Below are 20,350 nucleotides of genomic sequence, written 5' to 3' on the forward strand. Positions count from 1 at the left end.
GGTCGTTCGGTGACGCCCCGCGCAGGAACCTGACGCGGCATTACCGGTCTGCGGCGTCGGCGGTGGATGCGCGCGCAGCTCGCTCCGGTGTGCGGCTTGACCCTGTGGTGACCACACGGTGTGCGATGGAGGCATGCAACCCCACGAAGGAGCATCCACCGTGACCACCACCGCATCCTCTGGCTCAGCGCCTGCCGCCCAGGCACCAGTCGCGCCTGCGCCGACACCCATCTCGGAGCGCGCGATCGCACCCGATCTGGCCCGCGGCATGATGCTGCTGCTCATCGCGCTCGCGCACACGCCCTGGTTCCTCTTCACGTCCGAGATCGGCGTGACGCTCATGCATCCCGCCGACGGCGACGTCGCCGACCGCATCGCGCAGGCATTCACGATCATCGTCGTCGACACGAGGACGCACACGATGTTCGGCTTCCTCTTCGCCTACGGCATCTGGCAGCTGTACTCGCGGCAGGTCTCGAAGGGGCTGCCCGCGAAGGACGCGCGTCGGCTGCTGCGGACGCGGCACTGGTGGCTGCTCGCGTTCGGCCTCGTGCACGCCGTGCTGCTGTGGCAGGGCGACATCCTGGGCACGTATGGGCTCATCGGCCTCCTCATGGTTCCGCTCTTCTTCAACCGCAGCGACACGACCTTGAAGGTCTGGATCGGCGTCTTCCTCGCGGTCGGCCTCGTCTTCAGCGTCGGATCGTTCTTCGCGTTGCAGATGCTGCCGCCAGGTCCCGCGGTGCCGAACCTGCAGCAGCCGATCATCGCCGAGCGCGACTTCCTCACGGCGATGCTGTTGCGCGTGGCCGCCTGGTTCCCCGGCCTGCTGAGCGGCGTCGCCTCGCTCGCCCTCCCGACCGCGTTCCTCTTCGGGCTGCTGGCGGCCCGGCACCGCGTCCTCGAGGAGCCGGGCAAGCACCTTCCGCTGCTTCGCATCGCGGCCTTCGGCGGGATCGCGGTCGGCTGGTCAGCCGGGGTCATCCAGGTGCTTGCGCACTTCGGCATGCTCGAGGTCCCGAACCCGGCGGCGTTCGGTTCGGTGCACTTCTTCACCGGCATCTTCGCTGGCGTCGGATACGCGGCCGCGTTCGGTCTCATCGCGCACGGAGTCCAGTCACGTGGGGCCCGGTTGCGCCTGCCCGGTCGCGCACTCCTCGCGCTCGGGCGCCGCTCGCTGAGCGGCTACCTCTCCCAGTCCATCATCTTCGTGCCGCTCCTCTCCGCCTGGGGCCTCGCGCTCGGCGCGCACCTGTCGAGCTGGTCGGCAATGCTCGTCGCGATCGGGGCGTGGATGCTGACGGTGGCGGCCGCCTACCTGCTCGACCGACGGGGCGTGCGCGGCCCGGCGGAAGTCGCGCTCCGGAAGCTCAGCTACCGAACCCTGCGGAAGCGCTCGTGACGTCACCTGTCTGCCTCGCTCGCCGCGCTTTGTCGGCGGCCACTGCGATACTCGGCGGATCGACGAGGGCGCGAGCAGATCAATGACGGGGAGGGAACGCATGGTCTGGAGCACGAGCCAGCTCGCCGAGCTGGCGGGCACCACGGTCAACACCGTGCGCCACTACCACGCGCTCGGCCTGCTCGCTGAGCCGGAGCGGCGGGCGAACGGCTACAAGAGCTACGGCGTGCAGCACCTTGTTCGGGTGCTGCAGGTGCGGAGGCTGAGCGAGCTCGGCGTGCCGCTCTCGAAGGTCCCGGATGCGGTCGCGGGTGGTGACCAGCGCGAGCTGCTGCGTGAGCTCCACTCGGAACTCGAGACGAGCATCCGGCGCCTCGAGCGCATCCGCGACGAGGTCGGCTCCCTCATGGCGCATGGGGCGCCGCTCGATACACCGTCGGGTTTCGAGGGCATCGCCGACGGGATGACGCCGACAGACCGCACGCTCGCTTCGATCTTCGGGCAGGTCTACGACGACCCGGCCATGCAGGACATCAGGGCCATGTTCGAGGACGGCCAGGCGCGTTTCGCGGAGCTCGACGCGACGTTCGAGGCGCTCACGGTGGATGCGAGTGAGGAAGCGCGGAGCGCGGTCGTGCAGCAGATGCTGCCCGCGTTGCGCGAGAACCTCGAACGCTACCCGTGGCTGCTCACCGAGCCGCGCACTCGACAGACGCCGCCGCTCGCGCAGAGCGCGCTCATCGAGTCGATGCGCGCCCTCTACAACGACGCGCAACTCGAGGTGCTGCTGCGCGCCCTCGCTCAGGTGAGGTCCGAGATCGACGCACACGACGACGGCAAGACTTGAGTCGCTCACACTCAACTCTCAGGCGACCAGCTTGACGAGCGAACCCCGGCGAGTAAACTTGAGTCCATACGGCTCAGGTCTGCACCAGCCTAGTGGGGTAAGAAATCGAGACAGCAGGCCGAGCCGACTCAGACTCACACAAGCAGCTCAACAAAAGGAGAACCACACATGTCACGTGCTGTTGGAATCGACCTCGGAACCACGAACTCCTGCGTCTCGGTCCTCGAGGGTGGTGAGCCCAAGGTCATCGCAAACGCCGAAGGCTTCCGCACCACCCCGTCGATCGTCGCATTCACGAAGGACGGCGACGTCCTCGTCGGCGAGACCGCCAAGCGCCAGGCCGTCACGAACGTCGACCGCACCATCGGATCCGTCAAGCGCCACATGGGCACCACCTGGACCCAGGCCATCGACGACAAGAAGTACACCGCGCAGGAGATCTCCGCGCGCATCCTCGGCAAGCTCAAGCGCGACGCAGAGCAGTACCTGGGCGACAAGGTGACCGATGCGGTCATCACCGTCCCCGCGTACTTCAACGACGCCGAGCGCCAGGCCACGAAGGAAGCCGGCGAGATCGCCGGCCTCAACGTGCTCCGCATCATCAACGAGCCCACCGCCGCCGCACTCGCGTACGGCCTCGACAAGGGCAAGGAAGACGAGCTCATCCTCGTCTTCGACCTCGGTGGCGGAACGTTCGACGTCTCCCTCCTCGAAGTGGGCAAGGACGACGACTTCTCCACCATCCAGGTGCGCTCCACCGCGGGTGACAACCGCCTCGGTGGCGACGACTGGGACGACCGTCTCGTCAAGTACCTCATCACCGAGTTCAAGTCCCAGACCGGCGTCGACGTCGCCAACGACAAGATCGCGCTCCAGCGTCTCAAGGAAGCCGCTGAGCAGGCGAAGAAGGAGCTCTCCAGCTCCACCAGCGCCAGCATCCAGCTGCCCTACCTCTCCCTCACGGAGAACGGCCCCGCGAACCTCGACACGAGCATCACGCGTGCGAAGTTCGAAGACCTCACGAAGGACCTCCTCGAGCGCACCCGCAAGCCGTTCGAAGACGTCATCCGCGAAGCCGGCATCAAGGTCGACGAGATCGACCACGTCGTCCTCGTCGGTGGCTCCACCCGCATGCCCGCCGTCGCCGAGCTCGTCAAGAAGCTCAGCGGCAAGGAGGCCAACAAGGGCGTCAACCCGGATGAGGTCGTCGCAGTCGGCGCCGCACTCCAGGCTGGTGTGCTGAAGGGCGAGCGCAAGGACGTCCTCCTCATCGATGTCACGCCCCTCTCCCTCGGCATCGAGACCAAGGGCGGCATCATGACCAAGCTCATCGAGCGCAACACGGCCATCCCGACCAAGCGCAGCGAGACCTTCACGACGGCCGACGACAACCAGCCGTCCGTGCAGATCCAGGTCTTCCAGGGTGAGCGCGAGTTCACCCGCGACAACAAGAACCTCGGCACCTTCGAGCTCACCGGCATCGCACCGGCCCCCCGTGGCATGCCGCAGATCGAGGTCACGTTCGACATCGACGCCAACGGCATCGTGCACGTCTCCGCAAAGGACAAGGGCACGGGCAAGGAGCAGTCGATGACGATCACCGGCGGTTCCAGCCTCGGCAAGGAAGACATCGAGCGCATGGTCCGCGAGGCTGAAGAGCACGCGGAAGAAGACAAGAAGCGCCGTGAAGGCGCCGAGCAGCGCAACATCGCCGAGACCACGGTCTACCAGGTCGAGAAGGTGCTCACCGAGAACGACGACAAGCTCCCCGCCGACGTCAAGAACGAGGTCCAGGGCGACGTCGACGCGCTCAAGACGGCCCTCGCAGGCGACGACGATGCGGCCGTGAAGTCGGCGCTCGACAAGCTCAACACCAGCCAGACGAAGCTCGGCGAGGCCATCTACGCCGCAGCCCAGGCTGAGCAGGCAGCAGAGGCCCCCGCGGCCGACGCACCCGCCGGAGACCAGGCAACCGACGATGACATCGTCGACGCCGAGGTCGTGGACGACGAGGACGACAAGGACAAGAAGTAACCATGGCTGAAGAGCGAAACGAGTCAGAAGCACGCGGCCCCGAGAACTCGGGAGAAGCAAACGAGCCGATCATCAACGACAAGCGTCGGATCGACCCGGAGACTGGCGAAGTTCGCGACCTCGGCACGGCTGCTGGGGCCGAGTCGGCGGAGTCCACAACGGACGACGCCGACCCGGCCGCCGGCGAGGCTGCTGAAGCCGCGGCTGAAGGCCTGAGCGTCGAGGATCTCGAGAAGCTCCTCAGCGGCGAAGGTGCAGAAGACGCGCCAACGGAAGGCGCCCCCGGCGAGAGCGATCTCGCAGTGGAGCGCCTCCACGACCTGCAGCGCGTCCAGGCGGAGTACGCCAACTACCGCCGCCGCACCGACCGCGAGAAGACCGAGGCCTACGACGCCACCAAGGCAGAAGTGCTCCGGTCCCTCCTCCCCGTGCTCGACGACCTCGACCGTGCCCAGAAGCACGGCGACCTCATCGAGGACACCCCGGTCGCCGTCATCGCGAACAAGCTGCGCACCGCAGTCGAGCGCCTCGGCCTCACCGCCTACGGTGAAGCCGGAGAGGCCTTCGACCCCCAGCGGTACGAGGCCATCGCGCAGCTGCCGAACCCCGACGTCACGAGCGACACGATCGCTGACGTCGTCGAACGCGGCTACACCATCGGCGAGCGCGTCGTCCGCGTCGCGAAGGCAGCAGTCTTCGTACCCGCTTCATAAGCACCGCGATCGGCGCATCCGCCCGATCGAACACGGGAGGGGGCACCGCAGCTGCGGGCCCCCTCCTGTCTTCATCCGGAAGACACGTGCTCATCCCTAGGAACAGAAGGACCATATGGCCAGTCAGGATTGGTTTGACAAGGACTTCTACGCGGTGCTCGGCGTATCGAAGGACGTAGACGAAAAAGATCTCAAGAAGCAGTACCGGAAGCTCGCGCGTCAGTATCACCCTGACTCGCACCCGGGCGACACTGCCGCAGAGGCGAAGTTCAAGGAGATCTCCGAGGCCTACTCGGTCATCTCCGACCCAGAGCACCGCGCCGAGTACGACCAGATGCGCGCCATGGGCTCAGGAGCCCGCTTCCAGCAGGGGCCAGGCGGCCCAGGGGGCGCGGGCTTCGAGGACGTGTTCGGCGGCATGTTCAACGGCGGCGGACGCCGCGGCGCGTCGAACGCCGACTTCGAGGACCTCCTCGGCTCCATGTTCGGCGGCGGGGGCGGCGGCTTCGGCGCAGGCAGCTTCGGGGGCGGCGCCGGCGGGCCTGCCGGGTTCCAGACCGGACCGCAGAAGGGGCGCGACCAGAGCGCATCCACGACGCTCAGCTTCATGACCGCCATCCACGGGGACACGGTCGAGCTGCAGGGTCAGGATGGGCGGGTCGTGAAGGTTCGCGTGCCCGCCGGCGTCGAGGACGGGCAGAAGATCCGCCTCCGCGGCAAGGGCGGGCAGAGCCCGAACGGCGGCGAAGCCGGAGACCTCATCCTCACCGTCGCCGTGCGACCCGACCCCGTCTTCACGCGCTCGGGCCTCAACCTGGAGGTGACCGTGCCGGTCTCCTTCGCTGAGGCAGTGCTCGGCGCCACCATCGAGGTGCCGACCGTCGACGGCAAGACCGTGCGCGTCAAGGTCGCGCCGGGAACGCCGAACGGGAAGACGCTCCGCGTGAAGGGTCGAGGCATCGAGTCCAAGAAGGGCAAGGGCGATCTGCTCGTGCACCTCGAGGTCGCCGTGCCGAATCACCTGTCGAGCGCGCAGGAGAAAGCGCTCGCCGACTTCGTCGCCGCATCCGGAGACGAGAGCCCCCGCGAGGACCTGCTGCGTCTCGCGCGCCAAGGCAGGTAGGGGGCGCCCATGGCATTCCCCTCCGACCTCGACGAGGACGCCCCGATTTTCGCGATCGCCATGGCGGCCGAGCTCGCGAACATGCACCCGCAGACACTTCGCCAATACGACCGGATGGGCCTCGTCACGCCTCGGCGCACGGCCGGGCGCGTGCGGCGGTACTCGCTTCGCGACGTCGCGCAGCTGCGCGAGATCGCGGTGCTCTCGAACGAGGGCGTAAGCCTCGAGGGCATCGCCCGCGTGCTCGAGCTGCAGCGCGAGGTGCTGGGACTGCGCCGCCGCGTCCGGGCGCTCGAGGCTGAACTCGCCGACGAGCGCCTCACGAGGCTCGGCGGTCGCATCTTCGCGGCCGGGGAGCGCGGCGACGTCGTGCCCCTCGCCCACGGGCGCCGCACGGCCCGCCGCACCGAGGTCGTCGTGTGGCGGCCGGCACGCATCCACGATGCCGAGGACGAAGCCGACGCCGAGGAGCCGCGCCCGAAGCGCACTCGCGCGAAAGCCGCGGCACCGCGTTCCCGCGCTCCCCGCGCCAAGCAGCAGCCGGACGCGTAAGCGCGCGCCCGCTGCCGCTGCGCGCCTCCCGAGCCCGCCTCCTGAGCCCACGCGCCGCGCCGCCGCCCGCACCCGCTTCGCGACCGCCCTCTTCCGCGCCGCATCCCGCCGAACTGCCCGCGTCTCGAGCGCCGAAAGGTCAGTTTGGCCCCATCCTGAGGCCCAGGATGGGGCCAAACTGACCTCTTCGGCGTTCGCGCCGCTTCGTGCGCCGCTTCGCGCGCCGCGTGCGCCGCTCCCGAGCCGCGCTCCCCGAGCCCGCTTCGCGCCGGCCGCCTTCCGCGCCGCGCGCGCCGCCTTCCGCGCCGCATCCCGCCGAACTACCCGCTTCTCAAGCGCCGAAAAGGTCAGTTTGGCCCCATCCTGAGGCCCAGGTTGGGGCCAAACTGACCTCTTCGCCGTTCGCGCCGCTTCGTGCGCCGCGCGCGCCGGCCACCTTCCGCCCGCGCCGGCCGTCTTCCGCGCCGCATCCCGCCGCCCCGCCACCCGCGTCTCAAGCGCCGAAAAGGTCAGTTTCGCCCCATCCTGAGGCCCAGGATGGGGCGAAACTGACCTCTTCGCGTCGGGTGCGGCGCGCGGGGTGGGCGCGCGGCGCCCCGGGGCTAGCGGGCTCCGTTGCCGCCGTCGACGCGCCACTGCGCGCCGGTCACGAACGACGCCTCGTCGGAGCCGAGGAACACGACGACCCGAGCGATATCCAACGGCTCGGCGTAGCGGCCCATCGGGATAGCGGCCTGGAACCCGGCCTTCGCGGCCTCCGTGTCGCCGCCGCCGAAGCCCTCCTCCAGCCGCCGCACCATCTGCGTGTTCACGCCGGACGGGTGGATGCTGTTGACTCGCACCCCGGTCGGGGCGACCTCGAGCGCGGCGGACTTCGTGAAGCCGACCACGGCGTGCTTCGACGCGACGTAGGCGGAGACACCGGGCGCCCCGTCGAGGCCCGCCTCCGAGGACGTGTTGATGATGCTGCCGCTGCCGCGCTCGGTCATGACCTTGAGGACGTGCTTCATGCCGAGGAAGACGCCGCGCACGTTGACGGCGAACACCTTCTCGTAGTTGTCGACGCTCGCTTCCGTGAGCGGGCCGACGGCGCCTTCGATGCCCGCGTTGTTGAAGAACACGTCGATCGTGCCGAACGCCTCGACGGTCTCAGCGACGTAGCGCTCGACGTCGGCCTCGTCGGTGACATCCGCGGCGATCGCGATGACCTCGCCGAGCGCCGAGAGTCGTTCGCGCGCGGCCTCGAGGGGCTCCGGGAAGAGGTCGACCAGGGCGACGCGTGCGCCCAGCTTGAGGAACTCCTCAGCTGTCGCCGCGCCGATGCCGCCCGCACCGCCGGTGATGACCACTGAGCGTCCGGTGAAATCTGTCATGTCGCAACTCCTTTGTCGTCTGGTTGTCCGCGTGACGTCGCTCGCCCGCGGCAGTCGTCGGCCGCCGGAGCTGTATCTCCAACGGCGCCGCCAGGCTAGGTGCCGCGCATGCGCATCCACTGTGTACCGACACAGCGAACGCGCCGGAAGCATGCGCCCCGCCCCGAGCAGAGGCAGGGCCAGCGCAGAGTTGTGGCGTGATGTCGTGGCGACGTCGCGCAGCCGCAACAGGCCACAACTCCACGGCCTGGGCGCGGCCGTTCCGGGCGCCGGGTGCCGGACGTCGGTTGTCAGGCGTCGGACGTGAGGCGCTGCGTTCCGATGACCGAGAGCAGCTGCAGCCGGTCGTGGCTCTCCGTGCCAGGCGTGGCCGTCAGCACGAGCAGCGTCTGGTGCTGCGCGGGGTCGATGAGGAACTGGCAGTGCACTTCCATGACCCCGAGCTCGGGATGCTGCACTCGCTTCTCGAGCTCGTGCGTCGCGTTGATCTCGTGGTCGGCCCAGATCTCCGCGAACTCCGGGCTCTCGGCGAGGAGCGCATCCACGACCCGCTGCGCTCGAGAGCCCGGACCCTGCTGGGCGGCGAAGCTGCGAGCATCCGCGGCGAACGCTCGAGACAGCTTCTCGTGGTCGGTCGACGGGTAGACGTCGCGGGCGCTGGGCGCCGTGAACCAGCGGTAGACGACGCTGCGGGCGTTGCCGACGAAACGGGTCTCATCGCCGAAGAGGGCACGCGCGGCAGGGGTCTGCACGAGCGTCTCGCCCATGGCCGTCATGACCTGCGCTGGTGTGTCGGCCAGGCGGTCGAGGATGCGCATGAGGCCGGGGGCCACGTGCTCGCCGCTGATGGCACGCCGCGGTGCCTGGTGGCCGGCGAGGTGGAAGAGGTGGTCGCGTTCCGCGGCCGTCAGCCGCAGGCCACGCGCCATGGCGGCGAGCATCTGCTCCGACGGCTGGGGGCCGCGGCTCTGCTCGAGGCGACTGTAGTAATCGACCGACATGTCGCTGAGTGAGGCGACCTCCTCGCGCCGCAGCCCCTGCGTGCGGCGGCGGGGCCCCTTCGTCAGGCCGACGTCCTCGGGCTGCAGCGCCTCGCGGCGGCTGCGGAGGAAATCGGCGAGCTGGGCTCTGTCCATGAGGCGAGGCTAGCGGGCGACGTGCTCGGCGACGAGCTGCTCGGAGAGCTCCCACAGGCGGCGCGCATCCGCTTCGCTCGCGACGCGCGAGTAGAGCTTCTGCTCGGCCGGGCGTCCGCCGATGTGGCCTGGACCCTTCGGGCCGTAAAGGCGGCCGCCCCTCGCGTCGGGGCTCGTGGCTGCGAGGACTGCCGGGAGGGCGGCGCTCTGCGGGGATCCGGTGATGCCGACCCGCGAGAGGAGGCGGATGACCTTGACCTCGGTGGTGTCGCTCGCTCGCCCCATGCCCGGCTGCGCGGCGAGGAGGTTCGTGGGGGAGACGCCCGGGTGCGAGAGGTTGCTCTGGATGCCCCAGTCGTTCGCCTCGCTGAGGCGGTGCAGGTGCATCCCGAGCAGGCCGGTCGCGATCTTCGACGAACTGTACGAGCCCATGTTGCTGTAGCTGCGCTCCCAGTTCAGGTCGTCCCAGTTCACGGCGCCCTGGTTGGCGGCGATGCTGATCTGCGTCGTGACGTGCGCCTTGCCCTCCTTGAGGAGGGGGAGCAGGCCGGTCGTGAGGGCGAAGTGCCCGAGGTGGTTGGTGCCGAACTGCAGCTCGAAGCCGTCGCTCGTGGTGCGACGCTCGGGTGGCGTCATGACGCCAGCGTTGTTGATGAGGAGGTTGACGGGGCGTCCTTCCGTCAGGAGTTCCTTGGTGAGGGTCGAGACCGATGCCAGCGATGAGAGGTCCAGCTGGCGCAGCTCGAGCTTCGCGTCCGGGTTCGCGCCTCGGATGCGCGCGGCTGCCTTCTCGCCCTTGGCGCGGTTGCGGACCGGCATGATGACCGTCGCGCCGGCGCGGGCGAGCCTGGCGGCGATGTTGATGCCGATGCCGTCGCTCGCACCTGTGACGAGGGCGAGCTTGCCGGTGAGGGAGGGGACTGGGATGTCGCGGTTCTTGGGCACGGGATGCTCCTGAGTGGTGTCGATGTCGAGATCGCTTCACCGGTGAGGCGAAGGTGCAGTCTGGCTGCCGGAACCACTCTGCTGGGTCGATCTTCTTCGATTCAGGGCTCGCTTATCCAGGGATTGGTGGTCCCTGGGTGAGGCTGGTTGACATAATTACTGAGTTAACTCAGAATTGAGTACGCTCGGCAAATGCCGGGCGATTCACCAACGCCATCCCGAATCCGGAGTCTCACCCATGCGAGCGTTCACCTTCTCCACGTACAAGACGCCCCTGCGAGAGGTCGATATCCCGGAGCCGATCATGGGAGAGCACGACGTGCTTGTCCAGGTGCAGGCCGCCGGCGTGAACCAGCTCGACGAGAAGATCCGCATCGGCGAGTTCAAGCAGATCCTGCCGTACGAGCTGCCGCTGACCCTCGGGCACGATGTCGCCGGTACGGTGCTGCGGGTCGGCGCCGCGGTTCGCGGGTTCCGTCCGGGAGACGAGGTCTACGCGAGGCCGCGCGACCACCGCATCGGCACGTTCGCCGAGCGCATCGCGATCGACGAAGCGGATGTGGCACCCAAGCCGTCCTCCATCTCCATGGAAGAGGCGGGCTCGCTCCCGCTCGTCGCCCTCACCGCCTGGCAGGCGCTCGTCGAGATCGGCAACGTGCAGCGCGGGCAGAAGGTCCTCATCCACGCCGGCTCGGGCGGAGTCGGATCCATCGCGATCCAGCTCGCGAAGCACCTCGGAGCCGAGGTCGCCACCACCGTCAGTGCATCCAACGCGGCGTTCGCTCGCGAGCTCGGCGCCGACCACACGATCGACCACCGCAACGAGGACTTCGAGCAGCTCCTCAGCGGCTACGACTTCGTGCTGGACAGCCTCGGCGGCGAGAACCTCGAGAAGTCGCTCCGCATCCTGGGGCCTGGCGGAATCGCCGTCGGCATCTCCGGTCCCCCCACCCCCGACTTCGCCCGGAATGCCGGCCTGAACCCCGTGCTGCGCCTCGCGATCGCCGGGCTCAGCGGCAAGGTCCGCAAGCAGGCGAAACGACTCGGCGTCGACTACCGCTTCCTCTTCATGCGCGCGAGCGGCGAGCAGCTGCGTGAGATCTCCGCGCTCATCGAGCGTGGAGCGCTCAAGCCCGTGGTGGGGCGGGTCTTCCCCTTCGCCGAGACCGTGCGCGCGCTCGAATCGCTGAGGGACGGCGGCATTCGCGGCAAGGCAGTCATCAGCAACCGCTGACCATCAGCGGTCACACCCCACCAACCCCCTCAAAGTTTCAAGAGAGAACATCATGAGCACTGCATCCAATGAGCCCGTCGTCACCTCCTACGCGCTCGCCCCGGCGAAGAGCATCACCGTGGGCGGCATCAGCTACGCCTACCGGGAGCTGGGCCCGAAGGAGGACATCCCCGTCATCTTCTTCGTGCACCTCGCGGCCACGCTCGACAACTGGGACCCCCGCATCGTCGACCCGATCGCCGAGAAGCGCCACGTCATCACCTTCGACCAGCGCGGCGTCGGCGCCTCGACGGGCGTCGTCCCCGGCACCATCGAGGAAGCCGCCGACCACGCGTACGAGTTCATCACCGCGCTCGGCTACGACAAGGTCGACATCTTCTCGTTCTCCATGGGCGGCATGATCGCGCAGGACCTCGTCGTCAAGCACCCGGACCTGGTGCGCCGGCTCGTGCTCACGGGCACCGGTCCGCGCGGCGGCAAAGACATGGACAAGGTCGTCGGCGTCACCTACCTCGACCTCGTGCGCTCCATCCTCACCCGCTCCGACATCAAGGAGTTCCTCTTCTTCAACCGAGACGACCGGGGCAAGCGGGCCGCGAAAGCGTTCGTCGCCCGGTTGTCCGAGCGCACGGTCGACCGCGACGAGTCGATCAGCACGAAGGCGTTCCAGACTCAGCTCAAGGCCATCCAGCGCTACGGCCGCTCCGCGCCCTCCGACCTCTCGACCCTCACGCAGCCGACCCTCATCGCCAACGGCGACAACGACCGCATGGTGCCGTCGGTGCTCTCCACCGACCTGCACAGGCGCATCGCCGGCTCCGAGCTCGTCATGTACTCCGACTCGGGCCACGGCGGCATCTTCCAGTACCACCACCAGTTCGCACCGGTCGCCGTCGAGTTCCTCACCCGCTGACGCGGCGCGAGACAAGAAGAGAGCATGACTCGACGCGCTGGCACGACGCCAACGCGTCGGCGGTTCCCATTCCGCGGATGCACGTGCTGGGTTTCGGTGACTGGTGATGGGAAAAAACCCATCAAGTTCAACGAAACCCAGCACGATCCGATGCGGGGGAGGGGCGCCGCTTGGTGGCGGCGCCCCTCCCCGGTCGTGCGTGCTGCGAGCCGCTAGCTGGTCGCCCGGCTGAGCTGCGGGTAGACCGCCTCGAGCGGGGCGCTGAGTCCTGCCCTCAGCTGCACCGACGTCTCGTCGGCGAGCACCTCGTACTCGCCTGCCTCGGTCGCGTCGAAGACCTTCGAGACGAGCACGGCCGGGTCGGTTTTCGGGTCATCGGTGTGCGCGGCCATGGCCGTGTCGACCCAGCCGACGTGGACGCCCACGACGTGCACGCCTGCTGGCTGGAGTTCGAGGCGCAGCGAGTTCGTCGCCGACCAGAGTGCGGCCTTCGTGGCGCTGTAGATGCCGTTGACCGCGTACCAGCTGAGTGCCGAGTGCACGTCGATGATGGCTGCGCCCTTACGGTTCGAGAGGAGCGGCGCGTAGGCGCGCGCGAGGAAGACGGGTCCGAGGAAGTTGGTCGCGACGTTCGCCCGGATCTCCTCGTCGCTGTGCGACAGGATGCCCGGGGACGAGACCGAGGCCCCGGCGTTGTTGATGAGCACGGTCACGTCGGGTGCCGCCTCGACGACGGCGGCGATGGATGCCGAGTCGGTGACGTCGAGGGCGAGGGGCACGACCCGCTCGTCGTCCCAGGTTCGTGGCGTGCGGGCCGTGGCGTAGACCTTGGCGGCGCCGCGGGCGAGGGCCTCGCGGACGAAGTTCGTGCCGATGCCCCCGTTCGCGCCGGTGACGAGGACAACTGCTCCGTTGAGTGAAGGCATGTGCGGCTCTTTCTAGTCGGTGGGTTGTCGCGGACCTCGGGGCAGCGGATGGGCGCTGCGGCGGCGTGGAAGAATCGGCACGGGTACCGAACCCACACGTTAGCGACTAAACTCATAACTGAGCATGCTCACGAATTATTCCCGGGGAGATCTGGATGACCACCGACGCCCGCCCGATGGGTCGCCGCGAGCGAAACAAGCTCGACAAGCTCGAGCGCATCACGGCGGCTGCTGGCGAGCTCTTCGCCGAGCGTGGGGTCGATGACGTCACCACGCAGGAGATCGCGGACCGCGCCGACATTGGCACCGGAACGCTGTTCCTCTACGCCAAGACCAAGGGCGAGCTGCTGCTGCTCGTGCAGAACTCCATGTACGAGACTGCGCTCGAGGAGGGTCGGGCGGCTGCGGCCAAGACGACCGGCGCGCTCGACGGCGTGCTCGCCGTGCTTCGCCCCGTCGTCGCGTGCAACCGCAAGCAGATCGAGAACGGGCGAACCTACCTGCGGGAGATGGTCTTCGGCGACCCGGAAGAGCCTCGGCATGCAGAGGCGCTGGCACTGACGAGCCAGACCCAGGACCTGGTCGCCGACGTCATCGAGCGGGAGACCGCCGCCACGAAGGACACCGCGCGCACGCTCGCGCAGGTCGTCTCCGCCATCATGTTCACCACCATGGCCGCGTCGATCAACGCCTCGCTGTCCGACGACGACCTCGTCGAGCAGGTGCGCGCGCAGGTCCGGGCGGTGCTGCCCGCCTGAATCGACGTGCCGGTCCGGGAATCCCCGAACCTGCACGTCGCCGGTGCTCCGCTCGCTCTTCGCGCTCTCCGTTACCCCTTCGCGTTCTGCACGAGCCCGCCGAGCGCCGCCTCATCGAGTGGGCTGCCGGGGAACGCAGCCACTCGCCCGAGCGGCATGGAGCCGAGCATCTTGAGCATCTCCGGGTCGGCCAGCATTCCGGCCAGGCCGCTGTCGCCCTCGAGCAGTGCTGTGCGCAGCAGCGGGCCACCCCGCTCGTCGTCAAGCCACTCGGCGATCGTCGCGGTCTCGTCGAGGGGGAGCGCGAGCTCGTCACCGGCGACCGCCACCTGCGTCGAGGCGCGGAGGTCGCGGCTCGAGGCACCAATCTCGACGAGGTACTCGCCGCCCTCGACCGTCCACTGCCCGGCGATCGGGTGGAAGTAGGCGAGCTCGGAGCGAGGCACCTCGATGGTGACCGGGACCGTCGAGCCGGCAGCCACCTCGACGACGGCGAACGCAGCGAGCGAGCGCGTCGCGCGCGGCACGGCGGAGCCGGGGAGGCCCGTGTAGACCTGCACGACCTCGCGGCCGTCCCTGCTCCCCGTGTTGGTGAGATCCACCTGGATGCGCACACCGCTGTCGTCGACCGCGACGGCGAGGTTGTCGTAGGCGAAGCTCGTGTACGACAGGCCGTGGCCGAACGGGAACGAGACCTCGCTTGCACGCGCGTCGTAGCCGCGGTAGCCGACGAAGATGTCCTCGCCGTAGCGCACGTGGCCGAACGCGCCGGGGAACCCGACGTGCGCCGGGGAATCCTCGAGGCGCACGGGAACCGTCTCGGCGAGGCGCCCGGACGGGTTGACGACGCCGAAGAGCACGTCGGCGATCGCGCCGCCGCCGGCCTGCCCGAGGAGCCAGCCCTCGACGATCGACGGGGCGAGGTCCTGCCACGTCGAGGTGCGGACGACGCCACCGTTGGAGAGCACCACGACGACGTGCTCGTTCGCCGCGTGCACGGCCTCGAGCAGCTCGAGCTGGTCGGCGGGGAGGTCGATGTGTGCGCGGTCGAAGCCCTCGGACTCCTCGTGCGCGGGCAGGCCGAGGAAGAGGAGCGCGACGGATGCGCTCGCGGCGGCCTCGACCGCATCCGCTCGCAGCGCGTCGGCGTCGCCGGAGTCGTCGAGCGTGAAGCCGGGCGCGAATCGGACCCGGTCGCCGGCGACCCGGCTCAGCTCCGTGAGGGCGTCGTCGAGCCGGGTCGGGTTGATGAGCGAGCTGCCGGCGCCCTGGTAGCGGGGAGTGCGCGCGAACTCGCCGATCACCGCGATGCTCTCGCTGGAAGCGGGGTCGAGTGGCAGCAGCTCGCCCTCGTTCTTCAGCAGCACGATGCTGCGCCCGGCGGCCTCGCGGGCAAGCGCGTGGTGTGCCTCCGCGTCGTAGCTGGCGGATGCGTCTGCGCCCGCGACGATCTTGTCGACGAGCTCCAGCGCGCGGCGGGCGGCGGTGGTCACGTGCTGCTCGTCGAGGTCGCCGGAGCGCACCGCATCCACCAGCTGAGCGTCCGTGCGTCCGCCGCTGGCCGGCATCTCGAGGTCGAGCCCGGCCGCGATGCCGGTGACGCGGTCGTCGACGGCGCCCCAGTCGGAGACGACGAGGCCCTCGTAGCCCCATTCCTCGCGGAGGACGGTGGTGAGCAGCCAGTGATTCTCGGAGGCGTAGACGCCGTTGATCTTGTTGTAGGAGCACATGACGGTCCACGGCTGCTGCTCGGTGACGACGCGCTGGAAGGCGCGCAGGTAGATCTCACGCAGCGGGCGCTCGTCGACGTCGGCGCTGATCCGCAGCCGGTCGGTCTCCTGGTTGTTCGCGGCGAAGTGCTTGAGCGACGACCCGACGCCCTGGCTCTGCAGGCCGCCGACGAGGGCCGAGCCCATGACGCCGCTCACGAGCGGGTCCTCGGAGAAGTACTCGAAGTTGCGCCCGCACAGCGGGGACCGCTTGATGTTGATGCCGGGGCCGAGCAGCACGCCGACACCCTCCGCCTTGGCCTCCTCGCCGAGCGCGACACCCACGCGGCGGACGAGGTCCGCGTCCCAGCTCGAGCCGAGCGCGACGGCGGGCGGGAAGCACGTGGCCGGGACGCTGTCGGCGAGGCCGAGGTGGTCGCCGCCCTCCCGCTGCAGGCGCACCCCGTGCGGCCCATCCGTCAGCGTCACCGCCGGGATGCCGACACGCTCGACCGCCTTCGTCGACCAGAAGCTCCCGCCACTCGTCAGGGAGGCCTTCTCCTCGAGGGTGAGGTCGTCGAGGTGCTCAGCGTGGGTCATCGTCGTGCTCCGATCTGTCGTGCGGGGGAGTGCTCGCGCCCCGGAGATCAGGGCGCGTGGCGTTCCAGATAAGCGTAGATCTCACTGTCGTCGACGCCTGGGAACCGGCCAGCCGGGAGGGAGGCGAGGATCTGCGCGTGCAGGCGGGCGCTCGGCCAGGCGCGCCCGGACCAGCGTGCTGCGAGGGCCGGGTCGGGCCGCCGGCAGCAGGTCTCGTCGGGGCAGCGCGACACCTGGCGGTTCTCGGTGTCGCGGCCGCGGAAGTACTTCGCGTCGTCGAACGGCACCCCGAAGGTGATCGAGAAGGCGCCCTCGGCGGACCGGCCAGTCTGGATGGTGCTCCAGAACGTGCCGGCGGGCGTGTCCGTGTACTGCCAGAACTCGGTCGTTCGGTGCTCGATCTCCGTCGCACGCCTCGCACCCCAGCGGCGGCAGACGATCTGCCCTTCGACGGCGCCGGTCACGTCGAGCGGCAGGGGGAGATCGTCGTTCTCGTAGGCCTTGTAGACCTCCCCGACGGCGCCGACGCGGAGGAAGTGCACCCGCATCCCGAGGTGCTCGGTCATGAGGTTCGTCATGCGCAGGGCGGCCGCCTCGTGGGTGACGCCGAAGGCATCGCGGAAGTCCTCCACGGCGAGGTCGCGGTCCTTCTTGCGGGCGCTCAGGAAGTCGACGGCCTGCGTGCGCGGGATGAGGCAGGCGGCCGCGAAGTAGTTGATCTCGAGCCGCTGCCGCAGGAAGTCGGCGTACGAGTCGGGAGGCGTGTGGCCCAGGATGCGGTGGGCGACGGCCTGGAGGGCGATGGAGCGCAGCCCGTGCCCGCCCGGGATCGACTCCGGCGGCAGGTAGATGCGCCCGTTCTCGAGGTCGGTGATGCTGCGCGTGGAACGGGGGAGGTCATCGGCGTAGACGATCTCGAGGCCGAGCTGCTCGACCATGAGGTGCACCTCGCGGTGCGTGAGGGCCCCGGCGACGTGCCCGACCTGGCGGAGGCGCTCCTCGGCGACCGCCTCGATCTCCGGCAGGTAGTTATTGCGCTCCCGCATCCACGCCCGCTGCTGCGTGTTGCGGATGCGCGCCTCCTCGGGCGTCGCAGAAGCGGCCTGCGCGCGTCGCTCGAGTTCCCGGTGCAGGCCGACGAGCGTCTCGAGGGTGTCGTCTGGCATGCCCTTGCCCCCGCGCAGCTTGGGGAGCCCGAGCCCCGCGAACAGCGGAGAAGACTGGGCGCGCTTCAGCTCGAGCTCGAGCGCGGCGCGGCTGTTCGGCGCCTCGGCGCGCACGAGGTCCTCGACCGTCACCCCGAGGGCCCTCGCGAAGGAGGGGAGCTCTGACGGCTTCGGCTCGCGGCGCCCGTTCTCGATGAGCGAGATGCGGCTGGGGCTCGTCTCGAGCTGAGCCGCGAGGTCGTCGAGGGTGAGCTTCGCGAGCGAGCGGTAGTGGCGGATGCGGGCTCCGAGCACGGAGGCGGTGTACACGTCGGCGGGCATGGCATGACGCTAGCGCAAGAACGGCAATTCTTTACACACATTTCCGCGAAAGAGTGCTCAGTTCGCGACGAATACTGAGTTCATCCCGCAACTACCGTCAACGACGACACCCAGAAGGACTCACCATGACGCTGCTCCACGAACCCCCTACCTCCGCAGACGCATCCACGAGCAACGAGGCGTACGTCCTCCCCTTCAGCGCGGTGCGCCTCTCGAACATCCCCGAGGTCGGCGGCAAGAACGCCTCCCTCGGCGAGCTCATCGCGAACCTCACGGACGCCGGAGTGCGTGTGCCGGACGGCTTCGCCACGACGGCGAGCGCCTTCAACCGGCACCTGCGTGAGACGGGCATCGACGCGTGGATCCGCGGTGAGATCGTGGGCCTCGACGTCGACGACGTGGCGCGCCTCGCGATCGTCGGCGCCCGCATCCGCGCTCGCATCGAAGCCGCCCCGCTCGCCGCGGAGCTCGAAGCAGCCATGCGCGAAGCCTTCGCCCGTCTGGACGCCGAGACCGACGGCCAGCTGCTCGTCGCAGTGCGCTCGAGCGCCACCGCGGAGGATCTGCCGGACGCGTCGTTCGCGGGGCAGCAGGAGACGTTCCTCAACATCGCGGGCATCGAGAACGTGCTCGCCGCGACCCGCAAGGTCTTCGCGTCGCTCTTCACCGACCGCGCCATCGCGTACCGCGTGCACCAGGGCTTCGCGCACACCGGCATCGCGATCTCCGTCGGCGTGCAGCGCATGGTGCGCTCCGACGAGGGCGCAGCCGGGGTCATGTTCAGCGTCGACACCGAGTCGGGCTACGACGGCGCCGTGTTCGTGACGAGCGCCTACGGGCTGGGCGAGGGGGTCGTGCAGGGCGCGGTCAACCCCGACGAGTTCACGGTGCACAAGCGCACCCTCCGCGAGGGGCGGCCCGCCGTGCTGTCGCGTCGAGTCGGCAGCAAGGCGACCCGCATGGTCTTCACGGAGGACACCCGCGTCGGGCGCAGCACCGAGTTCGTCGAGACGCCGCTGGATGCGCAGGGCCAGTTCTCCGTCACCGATGCCGAGGTCACCGAGCTGGCCGAGGCGGCGCTCGCGATCGAGGAGCACTACGGGCGGCCCATGGACATCGAGTGGGGCAAGGACGGCATCGACGGACGCATCTACATCCTGCAGGCCCGCCCGGAGACTGTCGTCTCGCGGCGAGCTGCCGGCACTCTCGAGCGGCACAGCCTGCTGGAGCGCAGCGCGACGCTCGTCGAGGGTCGGGCGATCGGGCAGCGCATCGGCGCTGGCGTCGTGCGCCTGCTCACCTCCCCCTCGCAGATGAGCGAGTTCCGCCAGGGTGACGTGCTGGTCGCCGACATGACCGACCCCGACTGGGAGCCGATCATGAAGCGCGCCTCCGCGATCGTCACGAACCGCGGCGGCCGTACCTGTCACGCCGCGATCATCGCCCGCGAACTCGGCGTCCCCGCCGTGGTCGGGGCCGGCGACGCGACCGAGCGCCTCTCGGACGGCGACGAGGTCACCGTGACCTGCGCCGAGGGCGAGACGGGCGCCGTGCTCGCCGGCATCCTCCCCATCGAGGTCGAGCGCATCGAACTCGACTCCTTCCCGGAGCTGCCGGGCAAGATCATGCTCAACGTCGGCAACCCGGATGCAGCGTTCACGCTCGCCGCCCTGCCGAATGACGGCGTGGGGCTCGCGCGCATGGAGTTCGTCATCTCCCGCCAGATCGGCGTGCACCCTCGTGCGCTGCTCGAGCTCGACGACCAGGAGGCGAGCATCCGCGCCGCCATCGACGAGCGCATCGCCGCCTACGACTCTCCCGCCGACTTCTTCGTGCGCCGCCTCGCCGAGGGTGTCGCGACGCTCGCCGCCGCGTTCGACGGGAAGCCCGTCATCGTGCGGCTCTCCGACTTCAAGTCGAACGAGTACGCGGGGCTGCTCGGGGGCGCCCGCTACGAGCCCGTCGAGGAGAACCCGATGCTCGGCTTCCGCGGTGCCGCGAGGTACATCTCCGACGACTTCGCCGAGGCGTTCGCGCTCGAGTGCGAGGCGATCAGGGTTGTCCGGGATGACATGGGGCTCACGAACGTCAAGGTCATGATCCCGTTCGTGCGCACGGTCGAGGAGGCCCGCGCGGTTGTCGAACGCCTCGCGGAGAACGGGTTGCGCCGCGGCCAGAACGGCCTCGAGGTGATCATGATGTGCGAGGTGCCCTCCAATGCGCTCCTCGCTGAGCAGTTCCTGGAGCTCGTCGACGGCTTCTCCATCGGCTCGAACGATCTCACGCAGCTGACGCTCGGCATCGACCGCGACTCCGGCCTCATCTCCGACAGCTTCGACGAGCGCAACCCCGCGGTGCTTCGCCTCATCGACCTCGCGATCGACGCCTGCACGAAGCACGGACGCTACGTCGGCATCTGCGGGCAGGCGCCGAGCGACCATCCCGAACTCGCCCAGTACCTCTTCGACCGGGGCATCTCCTCGCTGTCGCTCAACCCCGACAGCGTCGTGGAGACGTGGACGAGGCTCGCCGCGAACCTCTGAGGCGGAGGGCTGGCGTGCCGCCTTCGAGCGGGACGCCAGCTCGCCGTCACAACCG

The 20,350-nt window shown here is 69.2% G+C and carries 16 protein-coding genes; 10 read left to right on the forward strand and 6 right to left on the reverse strand.

The window, feature by feature from the left end; genetic code table 11:
- The first annotated feature begins 160 nt into the window (after window positions 1-160).
- The 6 genes from GV007_RS14850 (at window position 161) to GV007_RS14875 (ending at window position 6,671) form a co-directional block, all read left to right on the forward strand.
- Entirely contained in the window at window positions 161-1,402 is a 1,242-nt protein-coding gene (locus tag GV007_RS14850; RefSeq protein WP_201297716.1) for a DUF418 domain-containing protein, read from the forward strand.
- 100 nt (window positions 1,403-1,502) lie between these two features.
- Window positions 1,503-2,249, forward strand: a complete 747-nt coding sequence (locus tag GV007_RS14855; protein ID WP_160073748.1) for a MerR family transcriptional regulator — start codon at window positions 1,503-1,505, stop codon at window positions 2,247-2,249.
- A 168-nt stretch (window positions 2,250-2,417) separates the two neighbouring features.
- On the forward strand, window positions 2,418-4,283 hold the full coding sequence (gene dnaK, locus GV007_RS14860; protein WP_160073750.1) for a molecular chaperone DnaK: 1,866 nt from the start codon (window positions 2,418-2,420) through the stop codon (window positions 4,281-4,283).
- Between the two features lie 2 nt (window positions 4,284-4,285).
- Window positions 4,286-4,996 (forward strand): nucleotide exchange factor GrpE, encoded by a 711-nt coding sequence (locus GV007_RS14865; protein ID WP_160073752.1) that lies wholly within the window; start codon window positions 4,286-4,288, stop codon window positions 4,994-4,996.
- A 115-nt stretch (window positions 4,997-5,111) separates the two neighbouring features.
- On the forward strand, window positions 5,112-6,119 hold the full coding sequence (locus GV007_RS14870) for a DnaJ C-terminal domain-containing protein (protein ID WP_160073754.1): 1,008 nt from the start codon (window positions 5,112-5,114) through the stop codon (window positions 6,117-6,119).
- A 9-nt stretch (window positions 6,120-6,128) separates the two neighbouring features.
- Window positions 6,129-6,671 (forward strand): heat shock protein transcriptional repressor HspR, encoded by a 543-nt coding sequence (locus GV007_RS14875; protein WP_160073756.1) that lies wholly within the window; start codon window positions 6,129-6,131, stop codon window positions 6,669-6,671.
- Between the two features lie 602 nt (window positions 6,672-7,273).
- Here the strand turns inward: GV007_RS14875 and GV007_RS14880 are convergent.
- The 3 genes from GV007_RS14880 to GV007_RS14890 all read right to left on the reverse strand — a co-directional run bounded on the left by GV007_RS14880 (window position 7,274) and on the right by GV007_RS14890 (window position 10,125).
- Complete coding sequence (locus tag GV007_RS14880; RefSeq protein WP_160073758.1) at window positions 7,274-8,044, reverse strand: SDR family NAD(P)-dependent oxidoreductase; 771 nt, start codon at window positions 8,042-8,044, stop codon at window positions 7,274-7,276.
- Window positions 8,045-8,334: 290 nt separating this feature from the next.
- Window positions 8,335-9,180, reverse strand: a complete 846-nt coding sequence (locus GV007_RS14885) for a helix-turn-helix transcriptional regulator (RefSeq protein ID WP_160073760.1) — start codon at window positions 9,178-9,180, stop codon at window positions 8,335-8,337.
- 9 nt (window positions 9,181-9,189) lie between these two features.
- Window positions 9,190-10,125 (reverse strand): SDR family oxidoreductase, encoded by a 936-nt coding sequence (locus GV007_RS14890; protein WP_160073762.1) that lies wholly within the window; start codon window positions 10,123-10,125, stop codon window positions 9,190-9,192.
- Between the two features lie 238 nt (window positions 10,126-10,363).
- On the opposite strand from GV007_RS14890, the gene GV007_RS14895 reads away from it, so the two are divergent.
- Both GV007_RS14895 and GV007_RS14900 read left to right on the forward strand, forming a co-directional pair.
- On the forward strand, window positions 10,364-11,359 hold the full coding sequence (locus GV007_RS14895; protein ID WP_160073764.1) for an NADP-dependent oxidoreductase: 996 nt from the start codon (window positions 10,364-10,366) through the stop codon (window positions 11,357-11,359).
- Between the two features lie 52 nt (window positions 11,360-11,411).
- Window positions 11,412-12,272 carry an alpha/beta fold hydrolase gene (locus tag GV007_RS14900; protein ID WP_160073766.1) on the forward strand — a complete coding sequence of 287 codons (861 nt, stop codon included), beginning with the start codon at window positions 11,412-11,414 and terminating at the stop codon, window positions 12,270-12,272.
- A gap of 212 nt (window positions 12,273-12,484) precedes the next feature.
- On the opposite strand, the gene GV007_RS14905 is transcribed toward GV007_RS14900, so the two are convergent.
- On the reverse strand, window positions 12,485-13,198 hold the full coding sequence (locus GV007_RS14905) for an SDR family oxidoreductase (protein WP_160073768.1): 714 nt from the start codon (window positions 13,196-13,198) through the stop codon (window positions 12,485-12,487).
- Between the two features lie 155 nt (window positions 13,199-13,353).
- On the opposite strand from GV007_RS14905, the gene GV007_RS14910 reads away from it, so the two are divergent.
- Window positions 13,354-13,956 carry a TetR/AcrR family transcriptional regulator gene (locus GV007_RS14910; RefSeq protein ID WP_160073770.1) on the forward strand — a complete coding sequence of 201 codons (603 nt, stop codon included), beginning with the start codon at window positions 13,354-13,356 and terminating at the stop codon, window positions 13,954-13,956.
- Window positions 13,957-14,027: 71 nt separating this feature from the next.
- Here GV007_RS14910 and GV007_RS14915 read toward each other — a convergent pair whose 3' ends face one another.
- Window positions 14,028-16,265, reverse strand: a complete 2,238-nt coding sequence (locus GV007_RS14915; protein WP_160073772.1) for a beta-glucosidase family protein — start codon at window positions 16,263-16,265, stop codon at window positions 14,028-14,030.
- A 47-nt stretch (window positions 16,266-16,312) separates the two neighbouring features.
- The gene (locus GV007_RS14920; protein WP_160073774.1) at window positions 16,313-17,752 is read right to left on the reverse strand and encodes a helix-turn-helix domain-containing protein; all 1,440 of its coding nucleotides are present in this window, start codon (window positions 17,750-17,752) and stop codon (window positions 16,313-16,315) included.
- Between the two features lie 125 nt (window positions 17,753-17,877).
- On the opposite strand from GV007_RS14920, the gene ppsA reads away from it, so the two are divergent.
- Window positions 17,878-20,295: a phosphoenolpyruvate synthase gene (gene ppsA / locus GV007_RS14925; protein ID WP_160073776.1), complete on the forward strand. Its 2,418-nt coding sequence runs from the start codon at window positions 17,878-17,880 to the stop codon at window positions 20,293-20,295.
- Window positions 20,296-20,350: the final 55 nt, after the last annotated feature.

Source organism: Pseudoclavibacter sp. 8L, assembly GCF_902506465.1.
In the GTDB taxonomy this organism is placed as follows: domain Bacteria; phylum Actinomycetota; class Actinomycetes; order Actinomycetales; family Microbacteriaceae; genus Pseudoclavibacter.